25 protein-coding genes and 2 pseudogenes are annotated in these 24,815 nt (G+C 66.6%); 11 read left to right on the top strand and 16 right to left on the bottom strand.

Annotated elements, in window-relative coordinates:
* Positions 1-70: 70 nt before the first annotated feature.
* On the bottom strand, positions 71-370 hold the full coding sequence (locus BK819_RS16470) for a hypothetical protein (RefSeq protein WP_143049227.1): 300 nt from the start codon (positions 368-370) through the stop codon (positions 71-73).
* Positions 371-635: 265 nt separating this feature from the next.
* Here BK819_RS16470 and BK819_RS02240 point away from each other — a divergent pair.
* From BK819_RS02240 to BK819_RS02215, 6 genes and pseudogenes are all read left to right on the top strand, one after another.
* Positions 636-1,044 (top strand): annotated as a pseudogene (locus BK819_RS02240) (heat-shock protein HtpX).
* A gap of 251 nt (positions 1,045-1,295) precedes the next feature.
* Positions 1,296-1,733, top strand: coding sequence for a hypothetical protein (locus BK819_RS02235; RefSeq protein WP_136025417.1), 438 nt, complete (start codon positions 1,296-1,298; stop codon positions 1,731-1,733).
* A complete protein-coding gene (locus tag BK819_RS02230) occupies positions 1,733-2,119 on the top strand; it encodes a hypothetical protein (RefSeq protein WP_029266222.1) in 387 nt (128 codons plus the stop codon). Before BK819_RS02235 ends, BK819_RS02230 begins: the two co-directional genes overlap by 1 nt.
* Positions 2,120-2,239: 120 nt before the next feature.
* A complete protein-coding gene (locus BK819_RS02225) occupies positions 2,240-2,575 on the top strand; it encodes a helix-turn-helix transcriptional regulator (protein ID WP_029266220.1) in 336 nt (111 codons plus the stop codon).
* Positions 2,572-4,656 carry a cation-translocating P-type ATPase gene (locus BK819_RS02220; protein ID WP_231479865.1) on the top strand — a complete coding sequence of 695 codons (2,085 nt, stop codon included), beginning with the start codon at positions 2,572-2,574 and terminating at the stop codon, positions 4,654-4,656. The genes BK819_RS02225 and BK819_RS02220 overlap by 4 nt, the downstream gene beginning before the upstream one ends.
* Before the next feature lie 44 nt (positions 4,657-4,700).
* Positions 4,701-5,357, top strand: a complete 657-nt coding sequence (locus tag BK819_RS02215; RefSeq protein WP_029266216.1) for a thioredoxin domain-containing protein — start codon at positions 4,701-4,703, stop codon at positions 5,355-5,357.
* Between the two features lie 46 nt (positions 5,358-5,403).
* On the opposite strand, the gene BK819_RS02210 is transcribed toward BK819_RS02215, so the two are convergent.
* The 12 genes and pseudogenes from BK819_RS02210 to BK819_RS02155 all read right to left on the bottom strand — a co-directional run bounded on the left by BK819_RS02210 (position 5,404) and on the right by BK819_RS02155 (position 16,731).
* A complete protein-coding gene (locus BK819_RS02210) occupies positions 5,404-5,808 on the bottom strand; it encodes an arsenate reductase ArsC (protein WP_029266214.1) in 405 nt (134 codons plus the stop codon).
* A 21-nt stretch (positions 5,809-5,829) separates the two neighbouring features.
* Entirely contained in the window at positions 5,830-6,828 is a 999-nt protein-coding gene (locus BK819_RS02205; RefSeq protein WP_029266212.1) for a metalloregulator ArsR/SmtB family transcription factor, read from the bottom strand.
* Positions 6,825-7,922: an ACR3 family arsenite efflux transporter gene (arsB, locus tag BK819_RS02200; RefSeq protein WP_029266210.1), complete on the bottom strand. Its 1,098-nt coding sequence runs from the start codon at positions 7,920-7,922 to the stop codon at positions 6,825-6,827. The genes BK819_RS02205 and arsB overlap by 4 nt, the downstream gene beginning before the upstream one ends.
* Positions 7,919-8,245 (bottom strand): thioredoxin, encoded by a 327-nt coding sequence (trxA, locus tag BK819_RS02195; protein ID WP_029266209.1) that lies wholly within the window; start codon positions 8,243-8,245, stop codon positions 7,919-7,921. The genes arsB and trxA overlap by 4 nt, the downstream gene beginning before the upstream one ends.
* Positions 8,242-9,219 (bottom strand): thioredoxin-disulfide reductase, encoded by a 978-nt coding sequence (trxB, locus tag BK819_RS02190; protein WP_029266208.1) that lies wholly within the window; start codon positions 9,217-9,219, stop codon positions 8,242-8,244. Before trxB ends, trxA begins: the two co-directional genes overlap by 4 nt.
* Before the next feature lie 19 nt (positions 9,220-9,238).
* Positions 9,239-10,073, bottom strand: a pseudogene (locus BK819_RS16725) (hypothetical protein); the annotation flags it as partial.
* 170 nt (positions 10,074-10,243) lie between these two features.
* Positions 10,244-10,588 carry a metal-sensitive transcriptional regulator gene (locus BK819_RS02185; protein WP_029266204.1) on the bottom strand — a complete coding sequence of 115 codons (345 nt, stop codon included), beginning with the start codon at positions 10,586-10,588 and terminating at the stop codon, positions 10,244-10,246.
* A 23-nt stretch (positions 10,589-10,611) separates the two neighbouring features.
* On the bottom strand, positions 10,612-12,855 hold the full coding sequence (locus BK819_RS02180) for a heavy metal translocating P-type ATPase (RefSeq protein WP_371259800.1): 2,244 nt from the start codon (positions 12,853-12,855) through the stop codon (positions 10,612-10,614).
* Positions 12,856-12,928: 73 nt separating this feature from the next.
* Positions 12,929-13,183: a YHS domain-containing protein gene (locus tag BK819_RS02170; protein ID WP_029266198.1), complete on the bottom strand. Its 255-nt coding sequence runs from the start codon at positions 13,181-13,183 to the stop codon at positions 12,929-12,931.
* Between the two features lie 21 nt (positions 13,184-13,204).
* Positions 13,205-15,526 carry a cation-translocating P-type ATPase gene (locus BK819_RS02165; RefSeq protein WP_029266196.1) on the bottom strand — a complete coding sequence of 774 codons (2,322 nt, stop codon included), beginning with the start codon at positions 15,524-15,526 and terminating at the stop codon, positions 13,205-13,207.
* 45 nt (positions 15,527-15,571) lie between these two features.
* Entirely contained in the window at positions 15,572-16,522 is a 951-nt protein-coding gene (locus BK819_RS02160) for a hypothetical protein (protein ID WP_029266194.1), read from the bottom strand.
* Positions 16,519-16,731, bottom strand: coding sequence for a heavy-metal-associated domain-containing protein (locus tag BK819_RS02155; protein WP_029266192.1), 213 nt, complete (start codon positions 16,729-16,731; stop codon positions 16,519-16,521). The genes BK819_RS02160 and BK819_RS02155 overlap by 4 nt, the downstream gene beginning before the upstream one ends.
* Before the next feature lie 104 nt (positions 16,732-16,835).
* On the opposite strand from BK819_RS02155, the gene BK819_RS02150 reads away from it, so the two are divergent.
* The 5 genes from BK819_RS02150 to BK819_RS02130 all read left to right on the top strand — a co-directional run bounded on the left by BK819_RS02150 (position 16,836) and on the right by BK819_RS02130 (position 21,646).
* Positions 16,836-17,996, top strand: coding sequence for an FAD-dependent oxidoreductase (locus BK819_RS02150; RefSeq protein WP_051667917.1), 1,161 nt, complete (start codon positions 16,836-16,838; stop codon positions 17,994-17,996).
* 70 nt (positions 17,997-18,066) lie between these two features.
* On the top strand, positions 18,067-18,513 hold the full coding sequence (locus BK819_RS02145) for a DUF6153 family protein (protein WP_029266188.1): 447 nt from the start codon (positions 18,067-18,069) through the stop codon (positions 18,511-18,513).
* Between the two features lie 94 nt (positions 18,514-18,607).
* The gene (locus tag BK819_RS02140) at positions 18,608-19,216 is read left to right on the top strand and encodes a DUF305 domain-containing protein (protein WP_029266186.1); all 609 of its coding nucleotides are present in this window, start codon (positions 18,608-18,610) and stop codon (positions 19,214-19,216) included.
* 145 nt (positions 19,217-19,361) lie between these two features.
* The gene (locus BK819_RS02135; protein WP_029266184.1) at positions 19,362-20,201 is read left to right on the top strand and encodes a F510_1955 family glycosylhydrolase; all 840 of its coding nucleotides are present in this window, start codon (positions 19,362-19,364) and stop codon (positions 20,199-20,201) included.
* 1,004 nt (positions 20,202-21,205) lie between these two features.
* Entirely contained in the window at positions 21,206-21,646 is a 441-nt protein-coding gene (locus BK819_RS02130) for a VOC family protein (protein ID WP_036331298.1), read from the top strand.
* Here the strand turns inward: BK819_RS02130 and lspA are convergent, their stop codons facing one another.
* The 3 genes from lspA to BK819_RS02115 form a co-directional block, all read right to left on the bottom strand.
* Complete coding sequence (gene lspA / locus BK819_RS02125; RefSeq protein WP_081859717.1) at positions 21,647-22,165, bottom strand: signal peptidase II; 519 nt, start codon at positions 22,163-22,165, stop codon at positions 21,647-21,649.
* 109 nt (positions 22,166-22,274) lie between these two features.
* Positions 22,275-22,898, bottom strand: coding sequence for a hypothetical protein (locus BK819_RS02120; RefSeq protein ID WP_051667916.1), 624 nt, complete (start codon positions 22,896-22,898; stop codon positions 22,275-22,277).
* Positions 22,899-22,910: 12 nt separating this feature from the next.
* Positions 22,911-24,779: an alkyl/aryl-sulfatase gene (locus BK819_RS02115; RefSeq protein WP_036331343.1), complete on the bottom strand. Its 1,869-nt coding sequence runs from the start codon at positions 24,777-24,779 to the stop codon at positions 22,911-22,913.
* Positions 24,780-24,815 lie beyond the last annotated feature (36 nt).

The following is a 24,815-nucleotide window of genomic DNA, read 5'->3' as shown; positions in this document are numbered from 1 at the left end:
ACCACAACACAGCACAACGAACGTGAACCCCACCGAATGTGAAGCGCCATCGTGAGATGGCTGATCGATGTCAGGTGCGCGACAGAGAGAGTTGCGTGAGGGAAAGAGTTCGTGCAAACGGGCGGTCGGGTGCGGCCCTCATCTCGGGCATGCGCGGAAGTCGCTCGCGATTTCCGTTCGGCACGCGATTTACGAAGGCTCGAGCGACGATGAGGATCAGGAAGGAGCAGACGAGGCCAAACACGCACCCTGTAAGGCCGATCAGTGCGTTCGCGGAGGCGCCGTCTATCAGGAGCCGTTCCGATGAGGCGCCACCAGAACCATGCGTCGACGAGCCAACCGCACCATAGCTCGTAAGCTCGGTTTCCATCGATGCAGTCGAGGTAGCAGTGAGATATGGAGAGGCGTCCGCGTCGCGATGACCACCGGACCATGCTCCGACAATCAAGAGCAGGGCCAACCCAAGGCCTGTAATGATCTTCGTTATCAGGAGCTTGTCAACAGACGCCGCCTGGTTACGAGACCGGCCAGACGTGATCATTTCACGAGGATGTTACCAGCCTCGACAATCAAACCGTACGGGTACGCACCCTCGTGGACGAGGCCTCCTGGACTAGTACCTACTAGGGCCCTCCATGACTGACACCACCACCAAGCGCTCCGTCCTCTTCGTCGGTGTCCACAACGCCGGACGCTCGCAGATGGCGGCCGGATGTCTCCGCGACATCGCAGGCGACCGCGTCGAGGTCCGCTCGGCGGGATCCATGCCCGCCGAGCGGTCCAACCCGACTGCTGACGAGGCGATGGGCGTGCTCGGAATCGACAGCACAGCCGAGCAGCCCAAAAGTGCTGACAACCGAAGCCGTGCAGGCGTCTGACGTCGTCATCAGTATGGGATGCGGCGAGGCCTGTCCGTTCTTTCTTGGCAAGCGCTACGAGGACTGGAAGCTGGACGACCCAGCGCGCCAGGGTATCGACGCCGTCCGTTCGAACTGCGACGACATCCGCGCACGCATCGAACAACTCGAGAGTGAACTCACCTGATCTCGTGGGCGGGATGGCAATCCGGTGGTGCATCGTCAGGAATGTGTCACCGCAAAGCGCGTAGAGAATCCGACGCCGTCCCCGTCCGAGTGACATCTAGCGTCATCTCACCGCGCTTCCGACATTATCGCGGCCGATGCACTCGTTCTCAGTGGGGTGTCCGACTGAACGGACATCCGGACGGGTGCAGCGGGGGGCTCCAGCGCACAAGACGCAGAACCTCTGATGTTTATCTGATGTACTCTGGTCTCATGAGCACCGCGACTTTCACCGATCTCCTCCGTAAGCCGAAGGATGTCCTTGCCCACATCGACGAGGGCCAGGTGCGTATCACTCGTCGGGATGGCGATGACCTGGTGATCCTTCGTGGCCACGACCTCGACACGCTCGAGCTTGGCGTGAAGCTCTCCAGTGAACTGCTCCGCGCTATCGGGCGGAACAGGGGCGATGTCGGCGCTGCGCTGCGGGAGCTCTTCGCGTGGACGAGTGAGTTCGATGAGGGCGAGCTGGCCACTTACGCGAGCGAAATTGAGCGGCTGGTTTACTCCGCCAGCGAGTTGGGCACGTTTGAACGCCTGCTGCGTGCTCAGCACGAGTGGCGGGAGACTGCTGCGGCTTACGCCATGGGTGCGCGGCCGGCTAAGCCGATCGATCTGACGGAGACGTCTGCGCGGGTCGAGCGCCCGTAATGGCGGGAAGGCGGGGATCGTCGGTTCCGCGACCGACAAGGGTCAGCGAGTACGAGATCGTCTTCGGCGACGTCGCGGCGGAGCGCGGGTGGCGCGACCTTCGCGCGACCGCGAAGAACGCCCTCGCGGATGCCTGGGACTACCTGACCGCTCACCCGACGCGGTTCGACAGCTCGCGCTGCTACCAGCTGAAGGGCAACCTATCTACAGCGGTGGTGGGCGGGAGGACCCTGCCCGTCTGGCAGTACAAGGTCACGGACGGCGCGAGGCTTCGCTACGCGGTCGACGCTCCCCAGCCGAAGGGCAAGAAGCCGGGACGGGTGATACTCATCGAGGCATCCCCGTCGCATCCGAACGACACGGACTCGTCGAAGAACTTCCGGTAGGCGCGATCCTGAGTGAAGCTCGGCACGTTCCAGGAGGTGGTGGACAAGGCGCCACGCCTCGATGCAGTGTCCAGTGGAGTCGCCATCGCTATAGTTCAGTGTCCCGTGTATAGTCATCGTGTGCTGACTATTGCTTCTCGTCTTGATGTGATGAACCGGCTGGGTCGGGCGATGGCCGACCCGACGCGTTCGAGGATCCTGCTGTCGCTGCTGGATGCCCCGGGTTATCCGGCCGAGCTCGCCCGTGATCTTGAACTGAGCCGCACGAACGTGTCGAACCATCTCACCTGTCTTCGGGGCTGTGGACTGGTGATCGCGACGCCGGAGGGTCGTCGCACGCGGTACGAGATCGCAGATCCGCACCTGACGGTGGGCCTGCGGCATCTTCTCGACGCGGTTGTGGCGGTCGATGAAGGCGTGCCGTGCGTTGACGAGAAGTGCGAGTGCTGCGCATGAGCGCGGAGTGCTGCGGCGACGACGAGCCGCGGAAGACAGGCACCATCCACCGCGTCGAGTTGTCGCTACCGCAGGGGGGAGACGGCTGCTGCGGCCCAGAGGTCGTGCAGGCGGCGGCGGGCGTATCTGCTCATGATGACGGCGATGCGTGCTGCGGCCCCGCCCTGCCACCAGCCGCCGGCGCCGATCACGAGTTCGAGGTGCGTCCACCGTGGTGGCGGGACATCGCTCTACTGCCGTCGGCGCTGTCCGGTGTGTTCCTACTCGCCGGGTACGCGTTCGAGTGGACGGGCCTGGAGATTGCCGCACTGGTGCTGCAGTGGGCAGCTCTGCTCGCTGGCGCGTACACGTTCGTTCCCGGTGCGATCCGGCGCGTGATCCGTGGCCGGCTCGGTGTCGGTCTGCTGATGACGATCGCTGCTGTCGGCGCCGTCCTGCTCGGGCACGTCGGTGAAGCAGCGACCCTGGCGTTCCTGTTCTCCCTCGCTGAGGCGCTGGAGGACCGAGCGATGGACCGCGCTAAGGAGGGCCTGCGCGCACTGCTGTCACTGATCCCGGAGACGGTGCGCGTCTCACGGCTCAGTGGCGACATCACGGTCCCTGCTGCCGATGTGCGCGAGCTCGACATCCTCGTCGTCGGAGCGGGCGAGCGTGTGGCGACCGACGGTGTCGTCGTCGAGGGACGCTCCAGCCTGGACACATCGGCGATCACCGGGGAGTCCATCCCGGTCGAGGTCGGGCCCGGCGACGTGGTCGCGGCAGGTTCGGTGAACGGGTCGGCGACGTTGCGGATCGAGGCGACCGCGGATGGCCGCGACAACTCCCTCACGCAGATCGTCTCGCTGGTGGAGCAGGCCCACGCCCGCAAGGGCGATCGGGCACGACTAGCGGATCGGATCGCGCGCCCGCTGGTTCCCGTCGTCCTGATCGCCGCGGCGCTCGTCGCGCTGTTCGGCTTCGTCGTCGGTGACCCCTGGACCTGGATCGAGCGGGCACTGGTGGTCCTGGTCGCGGCGTCCCCGTGCGCGCTGGCGATCGCGGTGCCGGTCACCGTGATCAGCGCCATCGGCTCCGCGTCGAAGTTCGGCGTGGTGATCAAGTCCGGGGAGGCGTTCGAGCAGCTCGGCACGATCCGCGCCGTCGCGCTGGACAAGACCGGGACGCTCACCCGCAACGAACCCGCGGTGGTCGACGTCCGACCCGCCGACGGGACCAATCGCGACGACCTGCTCGCCTGGGCTGCCGCCATCGAGGCGACCAGCACGCACCCCTTGGCCGCCGCGATCACCGCGGCATCCCCGAAGGCGCTGTCCGCCATCGATGTCGTGGAAGAAGCCGGCCACGGCATCGCCGGCCGCGTCGACGGCACACTCATCCGCGTCGGGAACGCGCGCTGGCTTGACCCGGCCGTGCTCAGCACCGCCGCCGAAGGGATGGCTGCGGAGGGCATGACCGTGGTCGTCGTCGAAGCCGACGGCGCTGTCGCCGGGCTCATCGGCATCCGTGACGAACTGCGCCCGGAGTCGGCCGAGACCGTGCGGATGCTCCACAGTCAGGGCATCGAGACCGTCATGCTCACCGGCGACAACGAACGCACCGCCCGCGCCATCGCCGCCCAGGCAGGCATCGACGATGTGCGGGCCGAGCAGCTGCCCGCCGACAAGGCCCACGCGATCGAATCCCTGACCACCGTCCGCCCGACGGCCATGGTCGGGGACGGCATCAACGACGCCCCAGCACTAGCGACCGCCACGGTCGGCATCGCCATGGGACTGAAAGGTTCGGCGGCCGCCATTGAGTCCGCCGATGTCGCGTTCACCGGCCACGACCTCCGCCTCATCCCCGGCGCGCTCGCGCACGCGCGCCGCGGGCGACGCATCATGACCGCGAACATCGCCCTGGCCCTCGCCATCATCATCGTGCTCTTCCCGCTGGCGCTGTTCGGCGTTCTCGGTCTGGCCGGTGTCGTCCTGGTACACGAGATCGCCGAGGTCGTCGTCATCCTCAACGGCGTCCGTGCAGCCCGACGCCCCGCTGCTCTCCGAGAGCTAGCGCCGGCACCCGAGCCCGCACGCGCCTGACCAACCCTGCGGTGATATCGCCGTCCGAGCTGGAGCCATCCTTCGTGAAGACCCCCGTCAAAGTCAGCCTCATCACCGGTGCCGTCGTTATCGTCCTCGTGATCGCAGCTCTGGTCGTGGTCATGCTGACCCGGCCCGCTGCTCCCGACCCTTCCGGCTCGGCGGGCGCACTGCCCGGCGCCCGGACTGACTCGCACGTCCTGGACGACGCCGGCCCGGATGCGCCGACGCTGGTGGAGTTTCTCGACTTCGAGTGCGAAGCCTGCGGAGCGTTCTACCCGGTGGTCGAACAGATCCGCGCCGACTATGAGGGCGAGATCAACTACGTCGTGCGGTACTTCCCATTGCCCGGACACTTCAACTCCATGAACGCCGCCCTCGCCGCCGAAGCGGCAGCTCAACAGGGCAAGTTCGAGGAGATGTACGCTCGCCTGTTCGAGACCCAGGCTCAGAGGGGCGAGCAGCAGACCTCTCACACCCAGTTGTTCCGGACGTTCGCCGAAGACCTAGGCCTCGACATGGACTCGTACGACGAAGCAATCGCCGACCCCGCCACCAAGGAAAGAGTCGAAGCAGACCGCAACGACGGCCAGTATCTCAACGTCAGTGGCACGCCGACCTTCTTCCTCGACGGCGAGAAGCTCGAGCTCACCCAGCTCAGGGACCTCACGGATGCCCTCGACGAGGCCGTCGCTCGCTGACACTATCGAGCGTGCGCGAGGCCCGCCTCAGCGGACAGACTTTGAATCAGAGGATTTCGTCGACCAACCTCTCGATGCGTGCCCGGATCTCGTCTCGGATCGGGCGAACAGCCTCGATGCCCTGACCGGCAGGATCGTCGAGCTTCCAATCCTCGTAGCGCTTGCCAGGGAAGAACGGGCAGGCGTCGCCGCATCCCATGGTGATCACGACGTCGGAGGCCTGCACGGCTTCGGTGGTGAGGATCTTGGGCTGCTCGGCGGTGATGTCGATGCCCAGTTCCTTCATCGCTTCCACGGCGATGGGGTTGATCTGGTCGGCCGGCATGGAGCCGGCGGAGCGGACCTCGATGCGGTCGCCGGCGATGTCGCGGAGGAACCCGGCAGCCATCTGGGAGCGGCCGGCGTTGTGCACGCAGACGAAGAGGACGGAGGGCTTGGTGGTGTCGGTCATGAGGGCTCCTGTGGGTGGTGGTCAGTGCGTGAGCTCATCGACGAGGGCGCGGACGCGGTCCTCGATGTCGTCGCGGATGGCTTCGACGCCCTCGCGGGATGCGAGGGCAGGGTCGCCGACGGCCCAGTCGTCGTAGCGGACGCCGGGGATGATCGGGCAGACGTCGCCGCAGCCCATCGTGATCACCACGTCGGCGGCACGGACGGCATCGTCGGTGAGGGGCTTGGGGAAGCGTTCGGCGGCCAGGTCGCCTTCGATCTCGGCGAGGATCGAGCGGACGTGCGGATGGATGACGTCCGCGGGAGCAGATCCTGCCGAGCGGGCGACAACCCTGCCGGCGGCGAGCTTGTTGACAAGCGCGGCAGCGAGCTGCGAACGCCCCGCATTGGCCACGCAGACGAACAACACCTGGGGTACAGCGGAGTCGCGGTCGCGCGTGAGGTCGGCGAGTCGCTGACGTGCGAAGCGTTCGGTGAGCGGGACAAGCGCTCCCGTGACTATTGCCGTGCGGGCGAGTGACGTGTACGACTCACGAACGATGCCCAGCACGGTCTCCGGGGCGAGCTCGGGGACCTCGGCGGCGAGCTCATCGGCGAGGTGGGTGATCCGCGCATCGAACTCGGGGTGGCCGGCGCGGCCTTCGGCGTCGCCGTCTTCGCCGGGCGCCGTCATGGTCGCAGGCGCGAAGGAGTCCAGCAGAGCGGTGACGGCGCCCCGGCGGCTGGGGTTGATGCGGTACCAGACCCAGGTGCCGCGCCGTTCGGAGGTGAGCACGTCGACGCCCTTGAGGACCTTCAGATGGTGCGACACGGTGGGCTGTGAGACGTGTGCGAGCTCGGCGAGATCGCACACGCAGGACTCGCCTCGCGGATCGGAAGCGATCGCGGAGAGCATGCGCAGGCGCAGCGGATCCGACAGAGCCTTTAAGGTCGCGGCGACGGTGGACGCCGCCTCGTGGCCGATGGCGTGGGTAGCGACCGGGCTGCAGCTGTCGACGGCGTCGGTGAGCGTGACGTTCATGAGGTGATCCTTTCGCCGGTGTAGGGATCGGTGTGGAACCAAGCGCGCGCCGCCCAGAGGGAGACGTAGACGAGTCCAACGAGGACGGGCACCTCGATGAGAGGGCCGACGACGCCCGCCAGAGCCTGCCCGGAGGCGGCGCCGAAGGTGCCGATGGCGACGGCGATGGCGAGTTCGAAGTTGTTCCCGGCCGCGGTGAAGGCCAGCGTGGTGGAGCGGGCGTAGTTCAGGCCCAGGCTCTTGCCGAGCAGGAGCCCTGCGAACCACATCAGCCCGAAGTAGACCAGCAGTGGCAGCGCGATCCGCGCGACGTCCAGCGGGTTGGCCAGGACCGCATCGCCCTGCAGCGCGAACAGCAGCACGATGGTGAACAGCAGCCCGTACAGCGCCCAGGGGCCGATCACGGGGAGGAACTTCTCCTCGTACCAGGCGCGGCCGCGACGCTTCTCGCCGATCCAGCGGGAAGCGAAGCCGGCGACGAGTGGCACGCCGAGGAAGACCAGCACGTTCAGGGCGATCTGCCAGACCGAGATCTCCAACCCCTGAGTGTCCAGACCCAGCCAGCCGGGCAGGACGGTGAGGTAGAACCAGCCCAGCAGTGAGAAGGCGACCACCTGGAAGACAGAGTTGATCGCGACGAGTACGGCGGTCGCTTCCCGATCGCCGCAGGCGAGGTCGTTCCAGATGACGACCATCGCGATGCAGCGGGCGAGACCGACGATGATCAGCCCCGTGCGGTACTCGGGCAGATCTGGCAGGAAGATCCAGGCGAGGGCGAACATGACCGCAGGGCCGACGAGCCAGTTCAGCACCAGCGAAGACACGAGGAGCTTCTTGTCGCCGGTGACGGCCGCGATCTTGTCGTAGCGGACCTTCGCGAGCACCGGGTACATCATCACCAGCAGCCCGAGCCCGATGGGCACCGAGATGCCGCCGACCTCGAGGTGGCCGAGCAGGTCCGACAGAGCGGGGACGAATCGGCCGAGGAGAAGTCCTGCGACCATGGCGAGCCCGATCCACAGTGGCAGCCACTTGTCGAGGGTGGACAGACGCCGGACGGCGGCGGGAGCGGAAGCTGCGGTTGCGGTGGTCATGCGAGCAGCGCCTCGATCTTCTCGGCGATGACGGGCTTCGGGTGCGCGCCGATGAGGATGTCCGTGCCGGTGCCGTCGCGGAAGAAGCCGAGGGTGGGGATCGACGTGACGCCAGCGGCGGTCACGGTCTCGGGATTCCGATCCGCATCGACCTTGACGATCTTCACTCGTCCGTCGTACTCGGCGGCGAGCTGCTCAAGAAGCGGAGCGACCTGGCGGCACGGACCGCACCAGGTGGCCCAGATGTCGACGACGACAGGGATGTCGGAGTCGAGAACTTCGTCCTCGAACGTGGCGTCGGTGACGGCGGTGAGCGTGCTCATGCGAAGACCTCCTCGGCCTCGATCGGAGCGGCCGGGTCGTTCTCGAGGTTCGAGAGGTAGTGCTGGGCGTCCTGAGCGGCGGCGCAGCCGGTGCCGGCGGCGGTGATCGCCTGCCGGTAGGTGTGATCGACCAGATCGCCGGCCGCGAACACCCCGGGGATGTTCGTGCGGGTGGAAGGATGATCCACTCGGACGAACCCGCCTGCGTCGGTGACGACCTGTCCTGTGACCAACTCCGAGCGGGGGTCGTGGCCGATCGCGACGAAGACACCGGTCGCCGCCAGCTCGCGCTCGGTGCCGGTGACGGTGTCACGGAGGGTGACGGATTCGAGCTTCTCGTCGCCGTTCAGCCGGGCGATCTCGCTGTTCCATGCCACCTCGATCTTCGGGTGGTCAAGCACGCGCTGCGCCATGATCTTCGAAGCGCGGACCTCGCCGCGACGGTGCACGACGGTCACCTTGCATGCGAAACGGGTGAGAAACAGGGCCTCCTCCATCGCGGAGTCCCCGCCGCCGACGACGACGATCTCCTGCTCGCGGAAGAAGAACCCATCGCAGGTGGCGCACCAGGACACGCCTCGGCCGGTGAGTCGCTCCTCATCCGGCAACCCGAGCTTGCGATAGGCGGAGCCCATGGTGAGGATCACCGCACGCGCACGGAACGTCTCACCCGCGCCAGTCACGATGGCCTTGATCGGTCCGTCGAGGTCGACGCTGACTGCGTCGTCGAGGAGGATGCGGGCGCCGAACCGCTCGGCCTGCTGACGCATCGACTCCATCAACTCCGGTCCGTTGACGGCGTCGACGAACCCAGGGAAGTTCTCCACCTCGGTCGTCGTCATCAGCGCACCACCGGTGGTCACCGAACCGGCGATAACGACCGGGGCGAGGTTTGCCCGGGCCGCGTAGATCGCGGCGGTGAAGCCTGCGGGGCCCGATCCGATGATGACCAGCTCAATCTGTTGATTCGACATGAATCTATATTGACATTCTTCAAAGTAAGGCGCAATCGGCGGCGAGACAGTTCACGGACACTGCACCTGGATGCCAAGAAGCGACCTCCCAATCGGGAAGTCGCCCTCTCGTGGGTCGGTCAGACTGCGCCGACGGGCCTTGCGCCGATCTGCGCAGTACGGATGGCGTGCCGCAGCAGCTGGCACCCTCGGCGTCGAAGCCGCCGGCACCGCCGCAGACCCCGGTGTCGGGAAGGACGAGCTCGTTGCGCTCCGCAGCCTCGTGATCTCCGGCAAGGTGAGCTGCGACGCTGCGGACCTGCTCCTAGCCCGTGAGCGCCAGGAAGGTGGGGGCGCGGCCATAAGACTTCGCACCGACGATGAACAGGTCCTTCTCGGGCTGCGCGAGCTGGCGTGCGCCGGTGGCTCCGACGGAGCCGCAGGAGTGGATGTTCGGGTCGATCTCCGAGGCGATGCTGGCCACGGCGTCGAGCACTGGCGAGGATACGGCCATCGCAGCCGTCCTGGTCGACCGTGTGCACAACGAATGGCTGGCCCTTGCGGCCGCTGTCTACGTCTTTGTCGCGCCCCTGCCGCGCGATTCCCGTCACCGTTGTGCCGTAGAGGACGCGGTCACCCAGCACATCGACGAGTGGGGTGAGGTACTCACTCACCCACTCCGCCCCCGTCGGGTAGCCGTTTGCCGGCGCCGTCCCGGTCGGCTCGAGCAGGCGACGCGCTGCAGTGTCGGTGAGCTCCGGCCAGCCTGAGAAGAGGCGTGCATGACCCCACTCGGACACGGCAGCACCAGCGGAGGAGCCACGCTCGACGACCACGTCATCGACGCCACGTTCGGTTAGATGGGCGGCTGCAGCCGGATGGCCAGCCCAAGCCCGTCATCGATCACGATGGCATCCTCGATCAGTTGCTCGATTCTCAGCGTCAGGACGGCGCCTTTGACTACAGGCGCGCAAAGTCCTGAGCGTCCACTCGCCCAGAGCTATCCGAGGAGCATCGAAGGCATCCGCGGGGCCGCCTCGCTGGCTTAGCGGACGAGGCGTGCGATGGCCTGGGATGCTTCAGTGATCTTGGCCTCGGCAATGTCTCCGCCTGCACGTGCGGCGTCGGTGACGCAGTGGCGGAGATGGTCTTCGAGAAGACCGACAGCAACGCCCTGGAGTGAGCTCGTCAGCGCTGAGATCTGGGTGAGGATGTCGATGCAGTACTTCTCCTCGTCGACCATGCGGTGGATGCCGCGGGCTTGTCCTTCGATCCGTTTGAGACGGGCGAGATAGCGGGCTTTGTCGGTGATGTAGCCGTGTTCGCCGTGTTCGCCGTGTTCGCAGGCGGTGTCGGACTCGACCTGGTCGGTCTCGATGGTGTCGGTCATCGTGGTCTCCGGTTCTGGATTGGTTATCGGTTGAGGATCGCGCGGGCCGTGGTTTCCGGGCGAAGGTCGAGTCGCCGCAGGAGCTGCGCGTTGAGGGCAACCACGATGGTGGACAGGGACATCAGGATCGCCCCGACCGACATCGGCAGCACGAACCCGATGGGGGCGAGGACGCCGGCGGCGAGGGGTACGGAGATCAGGTTGTAGCCGGCGGCCCACCAGAGGTTCTGCTTCATCTTCCGGTATGCGGCGCGGGACAGTTCGATGACGGAGAGCACCGAGCGGGGGTCGTCGCTGGCGAGGATGACTCCGGCAGAGGCGATGGCAACGTCCGTGCCGGCGCCGATCGCGAGCCCGACATCGGCCTGGGCGAGGGCGGGGGCGTCATTGACGCCGTCACCGACCATCGCGACCTTGCGTCCCTCGTTCTGGAGCTCCTGCACCTTCGCGGCCTTGTCCTCCGGTCGGACGCCGGCGAAGACACGGTCGATGCCGAGGTCCTCGGCCACGGTGTGCGCGACGGCTTCGGCATCGCCGGTGATCATCACGACCTGCACACCCAGCGCGTGCAGTGCATCGACGGCTTCGCGCGATTCCGACCGCACCTCATCGGCGAGCTTGAGAGCGCCGATCACATGGCCGTCCTGAACCACGTGGAGGATGATCGCACCGTCATTGCGCCACCGCTCGGCAACGGGCAGCTCCTGCGCATCTTCCTCGGTGAGCAGGTGCGGTCCCCCCACCCGTACAACGGTCCCGTCGACGGTCGCGGTGACGCCGACTGCGGGAGAGGAGGTGAAGTCCGAGCTGCGGGGCACGTCGAGGTGACGGTCGGCGGCGGCGCGGACGATGGCCTTGGCGAGCGGGTGTTCACTGTCGGCCTCCGCGGCGGCGGCCAGGGCGAGCACCCGGTCGGTGTCGTTGCCTTCGACGACTGAGACCTCGGAGACGGTCGGTTCGCCCTTGGTGAGGGTGCCTGTCTTGTCGAACAGCACGGTGTCGACGGTGCGCATGCTCTCCAGCGCGAGCCTGTCCTTCACGAGTACGCCACCGCGTGCGGCGCGTTCGGTGGCGATGGAGACGACCAAGGGGATTGCGAGACCGAGTGCGTGGGGGCAAGCGATGACGAGCACCGTGATGGTGCGGATGACGGCATCATCGGGAAGCCCAACGAGCGTCCACACGATCGCCGTGATCACGCCAGCGCCGAGAGCGAACCAGAACAGCCAGCCTGCCGCCGTGTCGGCAAGGCGCTGCGCGCGCGAGGACGAGCTCTGTGCTTCGGTGACCAGGCGTTGGATGCCGGCGAGAGTGGTGTCGTCACCGGTGGCGGTAATCTCCACGCGCAGCCCGGAGTCGGTCGCCACAGTTCCGGCCGTGACCTGGTCATCGATACCGCGCGTCACGGTGCGGGACTCGCCGGTGACCATTGACTCGTCCATCGACGCGCGACCGTCGACGATGCGACCGTCGGCGGGGACGCTGCCCCCGGGGCGAACGATGACGACATCACCGACGACGAGTTCGGCAGGCGAGACCGTCACGACCTGGTCACCTTCGACGCGTTCTGCTTCGTCGGGCAGGAGCGCGGCCAGGGAGTCGAGAGCGGACGTGGTCTGCGCGAGGGACCGCATCTCGATCCAGTGCCCGAGCAGCATGATCACGATGAGGAGCGCGAGCTCCCACCAGAAGTCGAGCTCGTGGTGCAGCAGGCCGAGGCTCGCACCCCAAGAGGCGATGAACGCAACGGTGATGGCGAGTCCGATGAGGAGCATCATCCCGGGCTTGCGGTCGCGGATTTCGCTGACAGCACCGACGAGGAACGGCTTTCCACCCCAGATGTACATCACTGTTCCCAGTACCGGGGACACCCAGGCCAGGCCGGGAATGTCGGGGAGGGTGTAGCCGAGGATCATCGCGAACATGCCCGACAGCGCGACGGTGGGGACGGCGAGGATCAGCATGATCCAGAACAGGCGACGGAACTGTCCGACGTGGTCGCCATGCCCCGCATGACCCCCGTGTCCACCGTGAGCGTCGTGTCCACCATGTGCGTCATGGCCGGCATGCTCGCCGTGACCCTGGTGGCCCATCGGCGCGCCGCTTCCGTGCGGTGCAGTATCGGGACCGTCGTGGTGCACGGCGGTGTCGTGGTGAGGGGTGTGGACGGGGGGGTCTTCTGTGGCCGCGGCGGGGACCGATGGGGTGTGCCCGTGCGCTGCGTGTTCGTGGGTGTGATCAGCGTCGTCGCTGTGTGGCTGGCTCATGAGGCTATCCTCCTCGGAAACGATGAAGCTGTGCGGGGCGATCCGTGTGCCGCCCCGCACAGGTGAAGCGATGTCAGGCTGCGGTCACGTACTTGGCGGGGTCAGCGTCGAACAGGGGGCCGCAGGCGGCGCAGCAGAAGTAATAGCGGGTGCCCTCGTAGTCGCGGTAGAGGCCAGCGGCTTCAGCGTCCGCTTTCACGACGGTGCTGCCGACCATCACGGGGCATTCGGCGAGCTGTTCGGCGGACGGCGCGAGGAGGTCCTTGCGTCCGTCGGCTGGGACAGAGCCGTGGCTGTTGTGGCTGCAGCAGGATCCGGAATCAGACATGTGTGTTCCTCTTTCGTGATTTCAGTGGGTTCCGACGGTTGCGTTCCGCGTCGCATGATCACGCGGTGCGGGCGCGGCGGTCGGGGATGGGTCCGCCGCCTGGCTGCGGAACGTGCGCAGGCGGAGGCTGTTGCCGACGACGAAGACGCTGGAGAACGCCATCGCGGCGCCGGCGAGCATGGGATTGAGCAGACCGAGGGCTGCCAGCGGGATGGCGGCGACGTTGTAGGCGAAGGCCCAGAACAGGTTGCCCTTGATCGTGCCGAGCGTCTTCCGAGACAGACGGATCGCGTCGGCCGCGCTGCGCAGATCGCCGCGGACGAGCGTGATGTCGCTGGCCTCGATCGCCACATCGGTGCCCGTGCCCATGGCCAACCCCAGGTCTGCCTGGGCGAGCGCGGCCGCATCGTTGACGCCGTCTCCGACCATCGCCACGACCTTGCCCTCGCGCTGCAGCCTGGTGACCACGTCGACCTTGTCTTTCGGGAGCACTTCGGCGATGACCTCATCGATGCCGACCTCAGACGCGATCTGCTCGGCCACGGCACGGTTATCTCCGGTGAGGAGCACCGGTGTCAGTCCCAGCGCCTTCAGCTGCCTGATGGCTTCGGTGCTGGTCGGCTTGATGGTGTCCGCGACGATGAGCACACCGCGTGCTTCCCCGTCCCACCCCACGGCGACCGCGGTCTTGCCCTGACGCTCTGCTTCGCTCTTCGCGGCGGCGAGATTCTCGGGAAGGCGCTGGGACCAGTCCTCGAGAAGCGACTCGCGGCCGACAAGGACGGCGTGCCCGTCGACGATGCCCTGCACTCCCTTGCCCTCGATGTTCGCGAAACCCTCGGGTGTCGGAAGCGTGCCGACCTCTTGGACTGCGGCTTTGGCGATGGCCTGCGCGATGGGATGCTCGGAGGCGTCCTCCACCGCACCCGCCAGGCGCAGCAGCTCGCCGCGGTCGACGCCGTCAGCGGTGAACACGCCGGTGAGCGTCATCCGCCCTGTGGTCACCGTCCCGGTCTTATCCAGAACGACGGTGTCCACCCGTCGCGTCGACTCGAGAACTTCCGGACCCTTGATGAGGATGCCCATCTGCGCGCCGCGGCCCGTGCCCACCAGCAGTGCGGTGGGCGTGGCAAGGCCCAGGGCGCACGGGCAGGCGATGATCAGCACCGCGACCGCGGCGGTGAACGCCGCCGCGGCAGGGAATCCCGCGCCGAGCCAAGCGCCCAGCGTGGCGATGGCGATCGCGATGACAATGGGCACGAAGATACCCGACACCCGGTCGGCGAGGCGCTGCACCTCGGCCTTGCCCGATTGGGCGTCCTCGACGAGCTTCGCCATCTGCGCCAACTGGGTGTCCGACCCGACCCTCGTCGCCCGGATGACGAGCCGGCCACCGGCATTGACCGTCGCCCCCGTGACGGAGTCTCCTTCGCCGACCTCGACCGGCACGGATTCACCGGTGAGCATGGACGCGTCGACCGCGGAGGTGCCGGAGACGATCACACCATCGGTGGCGATCTTCTCGCCGGGCCGTACGACGAACTCGTCGCCCTCTCGCAGGTCCGCGATGGGAATGCGGGTCTCGGCGCCGGCGCGAAGCACAGCAACATCCTTCGCTCCCAGCTCCAACAGCGCGCGCAGGGCGGCGCCCGCCTGCCGTTTCGCCTTCTTCTCGAAGTAGCGTCCGGCGAGGATGAACATCGTCACCGCGGCACCCACTTCGAGGTAGATGTTCGCCGCCCCGTCCGACGGTGCCACGGTGAGCTCGAACGGGTGGGTCATCCCGGGGACGCCGGCCGTGCCGAAGAACAGCGCGTAGAGCGACCACAGTAAGGCGGCTATCGTCCCCATCGAGATGAGCGTGTCCATGGTCGCCGCACCGTGCCGGAGATTCGTCCACGCTGCCTTGTGGAAAGGCCAGGCCGCCCAAACGATGACGGGGCCGGCCAGGGCGAGTGAGAGCCACTGCCAGTAAGTGAACTGCAATGCGGGGATCATCGACATCGCAATCACAGGAAGGGTCAGCACGATGGAAGCGATCAAACGGTTCCGCAGGCTCACCAGCTCCCTATCCGGAGCGTCCTCACCGTCGACTACCGCGGACGGCTCCGGTGAGGGAAGGGCGGCCGTGTAGCCGGTCTTCTCCACCTCGGCGATCAGCAGCGCCGGGTCGAACCCGTTCGGTGCGGTGACCTTCGCCTTCTCCGTCGCATAGTTCACGGTGGCGGTGACACCGTCCAGCTTGTTGAGCTTCTTCTCGATGCGCATCGCGCACGACGCGCAGGTCATCCCGCCGATCTCCAGCTCCACGCTGGACGCGGCTGCTGACTGCGTATCCGTCATGATGTCTCCTCGATCCTTCTTGCAACTCGATGCGCACTGAGCGGGTCAGTGCCCGTCGTGCTCGGCGTCGTCTTCGGTGTCCGCCTGGTCGCCGGTGGCGGGGGTCGCCTCGAGTACGAACTGTGCGGTGTGGACCTGTCCGTCGACCTGGAAGTCCAGGTACAGCAGGTAGCGGCCGGTGGTGGGTGTCTCGGCGGTGAATTCCACCTCGGGGCCGGCCAGATCGCCCGGCTGTGGTTCCTCGCCGCGCGCGTGCACATGCAGATACGCCAGGTCGCCATCGCGCAGGGCAACGAGGTGGCCGAACGCACCGAGGTACGGCTCCAGCACCGTGACGGGTTCCCCGTCCCGAGAGACCTTGACAGTCAGTTCGCTTCCAGTTCCGGCGACCAGGTCGCCGCTGACGGTCACGTCGAAGCCGTCGACCGTGTCGCTTGTCTTGACGGCGACCTCGGGCTCCGGTGTCAGCTGCCCCGCCACATCGACGGTGCGGGAGAGCGTGGCGCTCACCCCCTCAGAGGTGAAGTCCGCATACAGCCGGTACGTTCCCGCGGTATCCCAGGACCATGGCAGCGACCAGACCCCGGTCCTCGGGTCGAGTTCGGGGTGCACGTGACGGTATTCACGCCCGTCGTTGCGGACCACGATCAGGTGCAACTGCTTATCGTGGGCCTCGTCGAAATCGGTGATCGGGACACCTGAGGGATCGCGGATGTCGAAGGAGAGTTCACCGTCCGTCTCGACGTTCGCCGGCGCCTGTACGGGGCTCATTGTGAATCCCGATGCCGCGCTCATCACTCCACTCACCCCCATCTCCTGATCGTCTTTCGTGCCAGCAGCATCCTCGGGCGCTTGCGCGTCATGCGAGGAATGCCCGGCGTCCGCCCATGCGGTCACCGTGCTGTCGGGCACGAGTGCGCCCGCGGCGGCGAAGGCGGCGCCGAAGACAACGACAAGGCCCGCGCCGTAGAGGCCGAGGCGGCCCGGGGCGTTCATGAGAGTCGGACCGCCTCGTACCCGGCCTCATCGACGGCCGCGAGCACGGCCGCGTCATCCACTGCGGAACTCGTCGTGACGAGAAGCCGGCCGGTCTGCGCACTCACTTCGATGTTCTCGACGCCGGGGACCTGGCTGACCTCGCCGCGAACAGCGACCTCGCAGTGGCCGCAGCTCATCCCGCTCACCTGGTACTCGCTCGTGCTCATGATGGCTTCCTTCCCTCGATTCGGAATACCCCGGTAGGGTACTGGTATGCCTAACCATATACCCACCCAGGGTATTCCGGTCAAGGGGGTGAAGGGAGCTTCTCATGGATAAGACCAGCTCGGATGTGCTCATCGTCGGCGCGGGCGCCGCGGGTCATTCTGCGGCGGTCACGTTGCGGCGCAGCGGTTTCGACGGGTCGATCCGGATCGTGCATGCGGAGCCGTTCGCCCCGTACAACCGCACGCTGGTGACCAAGGGCATCCTTCGTGGCCTGCTCACCCCGGAGCAATCCGCGCTGCCTGCCTTGGACTCGATCGATGTCGAGACGATCCCCGGCAGCGCTGTCGGGATGGAAGAGCGGGGCATCTTGCTGCACGATGGCAGACGGCTGATATTCGCAACGGCTGTCGTGGCGACCGGCGCCGCCCCGCGTCCCCTGCAGGCGACAGGCGTCAGCGAGGGGGTCTTCACGCTGCACAGCGCGTCCGACGCGCTACGCATCCGAGGGCATGCGGGTCCGACGTTCGAAAGGCGGGTTGTCACTGTCCTCGGTGCCGGGCTGGTCGGAGCAGAAGCAGCAAGCTACCTTGTGAGCGCTGGTGCCAGAGTGCATCTCGTCGCGCGCTCCGAAATCCCCTTGGCGCACAGCCTCGGGTTGCCGATCGCCACCCGGCTCCGCGATCTGCACGCTGCGCACACGGAGTTCCATCCAGGCCGGACAGTGCGCTCCATCTCGGCTTCCGGAAGCGGGGGTGACGTACTCCTCGATGATGGGACATCTGTATCGTCAGACGTGATCGTCCTCGCCCACGGAACAGTTCCGGCTGTCTCATGGATCCGCTCAGACGGTGCCGCGATCGAGGTCGATGACCGGCTCCGTGCCAGGACGATCCCGGCAGTGTATGCGGCCGGTGGGGTCGCCGCTCATGTCGGTCCCGACGGTTCGCTCTATCGTATGGATCATTGGGATGATGCGGTGGCACAAGGGGCTCACGCCGCCCGAGCGCTGCTTCATGATCTGCACGGCGGGGACGATCCTGGCCCGTACCGGCACGTTTCCGGGTTCACGGTGAATGTGCACGGCGTCACGCTGAGTGGAGCGGGCGTCGTCTTGCCGCAGGCGACCGCGGAAACGACGTCATCGGCCGGCGGCGGCCTCGTCTCGACCTTCAGGACCGCCGACGGCAAGAGGGCGGGTGCTGTCGGGTGGTCAGCGGCAAGGGAAATCCTGGCGGTCAAGCACGAGCTGGCAGGCGGCTTCTGAGTGTGCACAGGATCGATGTCGGGCACACAGGCGGCGGTGCTAGCGTCGTGAGGAACAGGAAGGATCGAGGATGCAGGTGACGGTTCGCGCCACAAGCCCGCAGTTGTCGCTGCGCACCCTGCTGATGCTCGGCACCGCGGCCGTCCTGATCATCGTCGGCCTCCTGGGCATGCACACCTTCACCGCGGAACCTGCCGGGCACGGCTCCTCGGGCGTCGCCCATTCCGCATCGACAGTCGCTCACGTTCCGGACGCCACGGCGAGCCTCGACGACGGTGGTGCCGCTGCCTGCGACGGGCCGTGCCACGTGACCACCGGACAAGGGCAGGGTCACGACGACATGGTCACCGCCTGCGTACTCGCGTTGCTGGCCGGCCTTCTGCTCCTCGTCCCACCGACGTTTGCCCGACGCTCCGGCATCTCCCTTCGCGAGGTGACCAGCTGGTTGCGGTGGGAAGCGACCGATGCCCTCCCTCGTGGCCCCTCGTTGACGGTTCTTTCGATCAGTCGAACTTGAGTATTCGCACGCCGACCCAACTGTGGGCGGCCCTGCGGCGCCCGTTGGCGCCGCCGCTTCAGCGAACTCTCATACGACTTACGAAGGAACGACCATGAACAAGAAGATCCCCCTCGCACTCAGCACCGGCGCTCTCACCCTCGCCCTGGTACTGACCGGCTGCGCCGACACCGGCACCGCGCCGTCCGGTACCAGCAGCTCACCGTCCGCGTCGACGTCCTCGTCGGCCTCAACCGAGGCTGACGAGATGTTCGTCACGATGATGATCCCTCATCATGAGCAGGCCATCGAGATGTCGGACATTCTGCTGGCCAAGGACGGCGCGGACCCGCGGGTGGTCGAGCTCGCCGAACAGATCAAGGCGGCGCAGGGCCCGGAGATCGACAAGATGCTCGGGTGGCTCGAGGACTGGGGTGTGGAGTACGACCCCGATTCGATGGGCGGCATGGACCACGGCTCCATGGGCGGCGACGACAGCATGATGTCCGAAGAGGACATGACCATGTTGGAAGACGCCGACGCGACCGAGGCCAGCCGTTTGTTCCTCGAGCAGATGATCGTGCACCACGAAGGCGCCGTCGACATGGCACAGACGGCGCTTGACGACGCGCAGAACCCGGACGTCCTCGAGCTCGCGCAACAGGTGATCGATGACCAGACGGCGGAGATCGCCACGATGAAGGACCTCCTCGGAGAACTGTAGAACCACGCGGGGCGGGCCGATTCCCGAACGACCCGCCCTGCGTTTCCCGCGCGATCGCCCCGCGCGAAGACCGACCCCGCGGCGCGCTCCCTGCTGCCCGCGTCACAAGCCTGGCCACCCTCCTGGCCGCTACCCGGAAACCATCATGAAACGATCATTTCTTCTCGCCGCCGCAACCATCCCCGTGCTGACGCTCGTCATTACGGGCTGTACTGCCGCGCAGTCCGACGAGCCCGATGCGACACCCCGCATCGACCACATCCACGGCATCGCCGAAGACCCCCGCGGTGACGATCTGCTCGTCGCCACGCACAACGGCATCTTCACCGTCACACCGGACGGGAACGTCTCCGGACCCGTCGGCGGCCATGACTTCGATGCCATGGGATTCACTGTCACCGGCGACACCCTGTTCGCCTCCGGACACCCCGGAGAGCAAACCCCGGCCGAGCTGGGATCCCCGAACCTCGGCATCATCCGTAGCGATGACTATGGCCTCAACTGGTCGCCCATCGCCCTGAACGGAACAACCGACTTCCACGTCCTCACCGCCAGCCCCGACGGAACCCTGTACGGCATCGCTTCCAGCCAAATCGACCTGCTCTCCAGCACCGACAACGGAACGAACTGGACCACCCATGCCCCTCTAGCGGCAGCCGACCTCGCCGCCACAGAGTCCGGGCTCTATGCCGCCACCGAAGAAGGACTGCTCGTCAGCACCGACGGTGGCGACACCTTCACCCCCGTCCCCGAATCACCCCTGCTCTACGCCCTCGTAGCACGCACAGACGGCACACTCGTCGGCGCCGGCACCGACGGGGTCCTCTGGGCCCAAGATCAGAACGGGACGTGGCAGCAGCTGGGGCCACTCGACGGAGCCGTTCAAGCCCTCAGCACCATCGATGACCGCATCATCCTCGTCGATGACCGAGGCATCGTTGGTGTCACTGTCGACGGCTTCACCGTCCTCAGCCCGGCCCGGTAACCGCAGCCCACTCACGAATCCACCATGAACGAACACAAGAATCCGTTCCGGAACTTCGTCTTCTTCATCACCGCGGCAACGATCGCCGTCGTCCTCCTCGCCTTCGCCACCTACCTCGCGATTGGAGCGATCCTCTGATGTCGCCGGACGCACGATTCGATCCGCTCCGCCTGTCCGCGCTCAGCCATCGTTCCGCACCGAGCAGGCCGCCACCTCGCCCGTCGCGTGCGTACCGACTGCACCGCCGACTTGTGCGGTTAGGGATTGTGCTCCTGGCAGCCGGACCCGCGCTCGTCCTGATCCATCTGAGCACCGATACACAATACGGAAGCCACAATGGCACTTGGTGGACGTACACGGTGGCGAGCTACGACGTCGCCATCATCACCACGATCATCGGGGTAGCACTGGTCTGGCGATCGCCGCCGGCCTCCGATGAACGGCGTGAATGACTGGCCGAATCGCGGCGTCAAGAGACAGGGACATCCCAACGTCTCATGACCTTGTCGATCTCGACGAGGCCGGCGAAGCGGGCAACGTCGCGTCCACCCATGACGCGGTTCCGAGCGAGCTTCGCCGGGAACTGCTTCAGGGGAGGGATCTCGGTCTCGTGTTGCGGCGAGGGTCTGGCGTTGAGCCTGGACGGTCGCCGCTAGCGCACGCCGGAACGGAGCCACTGATCGTGTAGCAGTTGGCTCATCGCCACGCGTGGTGTCAGGTCACCGTGTCGAGCTCCACGCCGTAGTCATCGGCGTTCTGCGTTATCGGCACGAATATCGAATCATCCCCGGCGTACTCAGCGAGCTCCGGCGGGCAATCGAGATCGCCGATCGAGAGCGCACGTTCAGGTGGCAAGAGATGGGCTTGTTCGAAGCCCTTGCCCGAGGGTCGACGATTCGGTAGCCGTCAGCGAGACTGGCGGAGATCGAGGCCGAGGGCAGACTCGGACCGCAGATCATCGGCCCCTCGATTGCGGGGCATCCAGCTCAAGAAGGGCGGTATCCATGACCGACGCATCCACTCCCCCAAGCGACACCGTCAACGATCTGACCAACCCACCCGTGCCGCCGGGAGCCTTGTTGCTGGAGCTCGTGCCGGTTCCGGTCACCGACATCGAACGAGCAAAGACCTTCTACCGAGACCAGCTCGGCTTTCGGCTCGACGTCGACATCAACCCAGAGCCCGGCGTCCGCATCGTCCAGCTCACGCCACCGGGTTCGGCATGCTCGATCACCCTGGCCGAGGGCCTGCCCACGCTCGACATGCCTCCGGGGACCCTGCGAGGGCTGCACCTGGTGGTCGCCGACATCGAGGCATCTCGTGCCGAACTGGTCGAGCGCGGCGTCGAGATCAGCGAGGTCGAGGACCTCGGCGGAGTGTTCTACGCCTTCTTCGCCGACCCCGACGGCAACACCTGGTGCCTGCAGCACATGCCCTGGCGATAGCTACGACGCCGGCGAGGGCGCCGGGGTCGGTTTGATGCGGCGGGTCGGCACACGCAGGAGGACGAGCGCGACAAGGTAGATGCCGCCGACGACGATCGCGATGTCGGCGACGTTGCCGATGAACAGATCGAAGTAGCCGATGAAGTCGATGACGCCACCGCGTGCCAGGCGGTCAGCGGCATGACTGATCGCACCGCCGAGGACCAGGCCCAGCCCGATTGCCCACCAGAGCGATCCCACCCGCCACAGGTAGACCGTGATGGCGACCGCGGCGGCAGCGGCGAGGAGTCCGAGCAGCCAGGTGAAGTCGGTGCCGAGGGAGAACGCGGCGCCACGGTTGACGGTGAGTTGGAACTCGAGAACCGGTGGCAGGACGTCCTTCGATTCTCCGCCCGAGAGCGCAGAGGCGGCCCAGATCTTGGTCCATTGGTCGACGGCGACGACGACCGCTGCGATGGCCAGCCCGGCGAGGAAGGACCAGCGCACTCCCGAGCGTCGGTTCGTGGTCGGTGACGTCACTGTGCAGTTCCCTCTTCGTGCGATAGCTCGTGCCGGGCCGGTTTTCGGTTACCGGCTTCACCAGACTATTCGCTGGGCTATGGCCGAGAGGTCAGGGCTTCGACGCCAGTCACACTTTCACGGGGAACGTCGCCAAGATGACCACACCGATGACAGCGAGAGTCAGGCCCAGAATGAAGAAGGTGCGCCGGCGCCATTCGGCGCGCTGGTTCTGGGACAGCGCCGCGAAGAACAGCACGAGCGCGAAGAGCACGGTGAGCAGAGCGTAGTTGTCTCCGCGCTGGTTGTTCACGAGTGCTTCGTCGAACTTGGCGTCCGCGCGCGCGTGCAGGTCTTCCGCTTCCTCGGTCCCCGGCGGAATGTACTCCTCCCTGGCGAGGGGCCCCTGGGATACGCGCCCCTCCGCCGTCCAGGCGTCGAACGCGATCCGGAACTCGTCCGTGAAGCGTTCCTCGATGAAGGTGACGAGTTCCTGGTCGTCGTCTGCGGTGGCGAGCACCCATTCGGTGTAGATGGTCAGATCGTATTGGCGCGCCGCTTGGGCCCTGCTTTCGGCGGAGGCGGCCTGGACACGTGCGCTGGACGCTTGGCTGAAGGCGATAGACATCTCACCGCCCCATTTCGACGCCTCGAATCCGCACCATGCGGTGATGACCGCGGTTATGGACAGCAGCACCACCGTGGCCACCTCCAACCACCGGCCGGGATGAGTGACTTTCTCGGTGGCGTCCATGCGCGCCGTCTTTTAGGGCAGCACGATCTCGAATGCCGGGTCTCCGGGGGTCAGTACGCCGAGCAACTGCTTCAGGACGCCGAGGTCGCCGCGCACGTCCAGGCCCTCGGCGTCGAGGTCTCCGCCGGCGAGGCGGATGAGCCGCTCCTTGGTGAGGGTGAGATGCAGTGCGGCATCTGTGGCGGGTTCGCGCTCGACGTAGACGAGCACGCCGTTGCGGAGCGTGACGTGGAACGAGCGGTCGAGATCACTGAGTGTGATGTCGAATCCGAGGTCGAGGTCCCAGGCGCGCGGGCCGTCGACGGTGATCGCGACGGCATCGAACAGCTGTTCCGGGGTGAGCTGCGCTCGGATGGCTGGGGCGTTGGTCACGGTCGGGGTACCGAAGTTTCCCTCGCGCAGTTCGGTCGCCCCGGAGAGGAAGAAGTTGCGCCAGGTGCCGTTCTCAGCGCCGTAGCCGAGCTGCTCGAGGGTGTCGGCGTAGAGCGCCTTCGCTTCCGCATTGTTCTCCTCGGTGAAGACCGCGTGGTCGAGCAGTGTGGCCGCCCAGCGGAAGTCTCCCGAGTCGAAGGCGGCGCGGGCGAGCTCGAGGACCCGGTCGATGCCTCCGATCGCGTCGACGTAGCGCTTCGCCTGCTCCTTCGGCGCGTGCGGCCAGAGCCGAGCCGGGTTCCCGTCGAACCAGCCCATGTACCGCTGGTAGATGGCCTTTACGTTGTGGCTGACCGAGCCGTAGTAGCCGCGGGCGTGCCAGGCGTTCTCGAGCGCGGGCGGCAGCTGGATCGCCTCGGCGATCTCGGCGCCCTGCATGCCCTGGTTCAGCATCCGCAGCGTCTGGTCGTGCAGGTACCCGTACAGGTCCCGCTGCAGACCGAGGAACTCACGGATCTCCGCGTTGCCCCAGGTCGGCCAGTGGTGCGAGGTGAACACGACTTCGGCGTCGTCGCCGTAACGCTCGATGGCCTCGGTGAGGTACTGCGACCACACGTGCGGATCCCGCACGACCGCGCCCCGCAGGGTGAGCAGGTTGTGCAGCGTGTGCGTGGCGTTCTCCGCCATGCACAGCGCCCGGTACTTCGGGAAGTAGAAGTGCATCTCGCTGGGCGCCTCGGTGCCCGGCGCCATCTGGAATTCGATCTCCAGCCCGTCGACGGTGTGGGTCTGCCCCGTCTCGGTGATCTCCAGCGTCGGCGCGAGCAGGGTCGCCTCCCCGGTCGACGTCGTCTGTCCGAGACCGGCGCCGACTGCCCCCTGCGGGCCGCGTGCGAGTGCCGCGCCGTACATGTACCCGGCGCGCCGGCCCATCGCGGTGCCCGCGTAGACGTTCTCTGCCACCGCGTGCTCGACCATGCCCGCGGGGACGATGATCTCGACCCCCGCGTCGACGTCGGCCTGTGAGACGATGCCCTGCACGCCGCCGAAGTGGTCGATGTGAGAGTGGGTGTGGATGACAGCGGTGATCTTGCGGTCACCGCGGTGACGCCGGTAGAGCGCCATCGCCGCGGCTGCGGTCTCCTTCGAGATCAGCGGGTCGATCACGATCACGCCGGTGTCGCCCTCGACGAATGACATCACCGACAGGTCGAGCCCGCGGATCTGGTACAGGCCGGGCACGACCTCGAACAGGCCGTGCTTGGCGACCAGCGTGCTCTGGCGCCACAGGCTCGGGTTCACCGTCTCCGGAGCATCACCCTGCAAGAAGTCATAGGTGGACGCGTCCCAGATGATATCGCCGGCGGCGTTGCGGATCGCAGGCTCGTCTAGCGTGCCGATGAATCCTCGCTCGGCCGCCGCGAGATCCCGCTCATCGTCGAACGGGAGCCGTGCCTGCAGCTCTGCCTGCTGTTGCCGGATGGTCTCTGATGCGTCGCGCTGACCCATGATGGTGCTCCCGTCTCCGAAGAACAGTTCACGACG

The organism is Microbacterium sp. LCT-H2 (assembly GCF_001866135.1).
Taxonomy (GTDB): domain Bacteria; phylum Actinomycetota; class Actinomycetes; order Actinomycetales; family Microbacteriaceae; genus Microbacterium.
Note: the sequence above shows the minus strand (reverse complement) of the source record. Positions and strands in the feature narration are given on the sequence as shown.

Bases quoted from the DNA above. Each gene is read 5' to 3' on its own strand.
- BK819_RS16470 (WP_143049227.1), bottom strand. From the start codon at position 370: ATGGAAACCGAGCTTACGAGCTATGGTGCGGTTGGCTCGTCGACGCAT.
- BK819_RS02235 (WP_136025417.1), top strand. From the start codon at position 1,296: ATGAGCACCGCGACTTTCACCGATCTCCTCCGTAAGCCGAAGGATGTC.
- BK819_RS02230 (WP_029266222.1), top strand. From the start codon at position 1,733: ATGGCGGGAAGGCGGGGATCGTCGGTTCCGCGACCGACAAGGGTCAGC.
- BK819_RS02220 (WP_231479865.1), top strand. From the start codon at position 2,572: ATGAGCGCGGAGTGCTGCGGCGACGACGAGCCGCGGAAGACAGGCACC.
- BK819_RS02210 (WP_029266214.1), bottom strand. From the start codon at position 5,808: ATGACCGACACCACCAAGCCCTCCGTCCTCTTCGTCTGCGTGCACAAC.
- BK819_RS02205 (WP_029266212.1), bottom strand. From the start codon at position 6,828: ATGAACGTCACGCTCACCGACGCCGTCGACAGCTGCAGCCCGGTCGCT.
- arsB (WP_029266210.1), bottom strand. From the start codon at position 7,922: ATGACCACCGCAACCGCAGCTTCCGCTCCCGCCGCCGTCCGGCGTCTG.
- trxA (WP_029266209.1), bottom strand. From the start codon at position 8,245: ATGAGCACGCTCACCGCCGTCACCGACGCCACGTTCGAGGACGAAGTT.
- trxB (WP_029266208.1), bottom strand. From the start codon at position 9,219: ATGTCGAATCAACAGATTGAGCTGGTCATCATCGGATCGGGCCCCGCA.
- BK819_RS02185 (WP_029266204.1), bottom strand. From the start codon at position 10,588: ATGACCGACACCATCGAGACCGACCAGGTCGAGTCCGACACCGCCTGC.
- BK819_RS02180 (WP_371259800.1), bottom strand. From the start codon at position 12,855: ATGAGCCAGCCACACAGCGACGACGCTGATCACACCCACGAACACGCA.
- BK819_RS02170 (WP_029266198.1), bottom strand. From the start codon at position 13,183: ATGTCTGATTCCGGATCCTGCTGCAGCCACAACAGCCACGGCTCTGTC.
- BK819_RS02165 (WP_029266196.1), bottom strand. From the start codon at position 15,526: ATGACGGATACGCAGTCAGCAGCCGCGTCCAGCGTGGAGCTGGAGATC.
- BK819_RS02160 (WP_029266194.1), bottom strand. From the start codon at position 16,522: ATGAACGCCCCGGGCCGCCTCGGCCTCTACGGCGCGGGCCTTGTCGTT.
- BK819_RS02155 (WP_029266192.1), bottom strand. From the start codon at position 16,731: ATGAGCACGAGCGAGTACCAGGTGAGCGGGATGAGCTGCGGCCACTGC.
- BK819_RS02150 (WP_051667917.1), top strand. From the start codon at position 16,836: ATGGATAAGACCAGCTCGGATGTGCTCATCGTCGGCGCGGGCGCCGCG.
- BK819_RS02145 (WP_029266188.1), top strand. From the start codon at position 18,067: ATGCAGGTGACGGTTCGCGCCACAAGCCCGCAGTTGTCGCTGCGCACC.
- BK819_RS02140 (WP_029266186.1), top strand. From the start codon at position 18,608: ATGAACAAGAAGATCCCCCTCGCACTCAGCACCGGCGCTCTCACCCTC.
- BK819_RS02135 (WP_029266184.1), top strand. From the start codon at position 19,362: ATGAAACGATCATTTCTTCTCGCCGCCGCAACCATCCCCGTGCTGACG.
- BK819_RS02130 (WP_036331298.1), top strand. From the start codon at position 21,206: ATGACCGACGCATCCACTCCCCCAAGCGACACCGTCAACGATCTGACC.
- BK819_RS02120 (WP_051667916.1), bottom strand. From the start codon at position 22,898: ATGGACGCCACCGAGAAAGTCACTCATCCCGGCCGGTGGTTGGAGGTG.
- BK819_RS02115 (WP_036331343.1), bottom strand. From the start codon at position 24,779: ATGGGTCAGCGCGACGCATCAGAGACCATCCGGCAACAGCAGGCAGAG.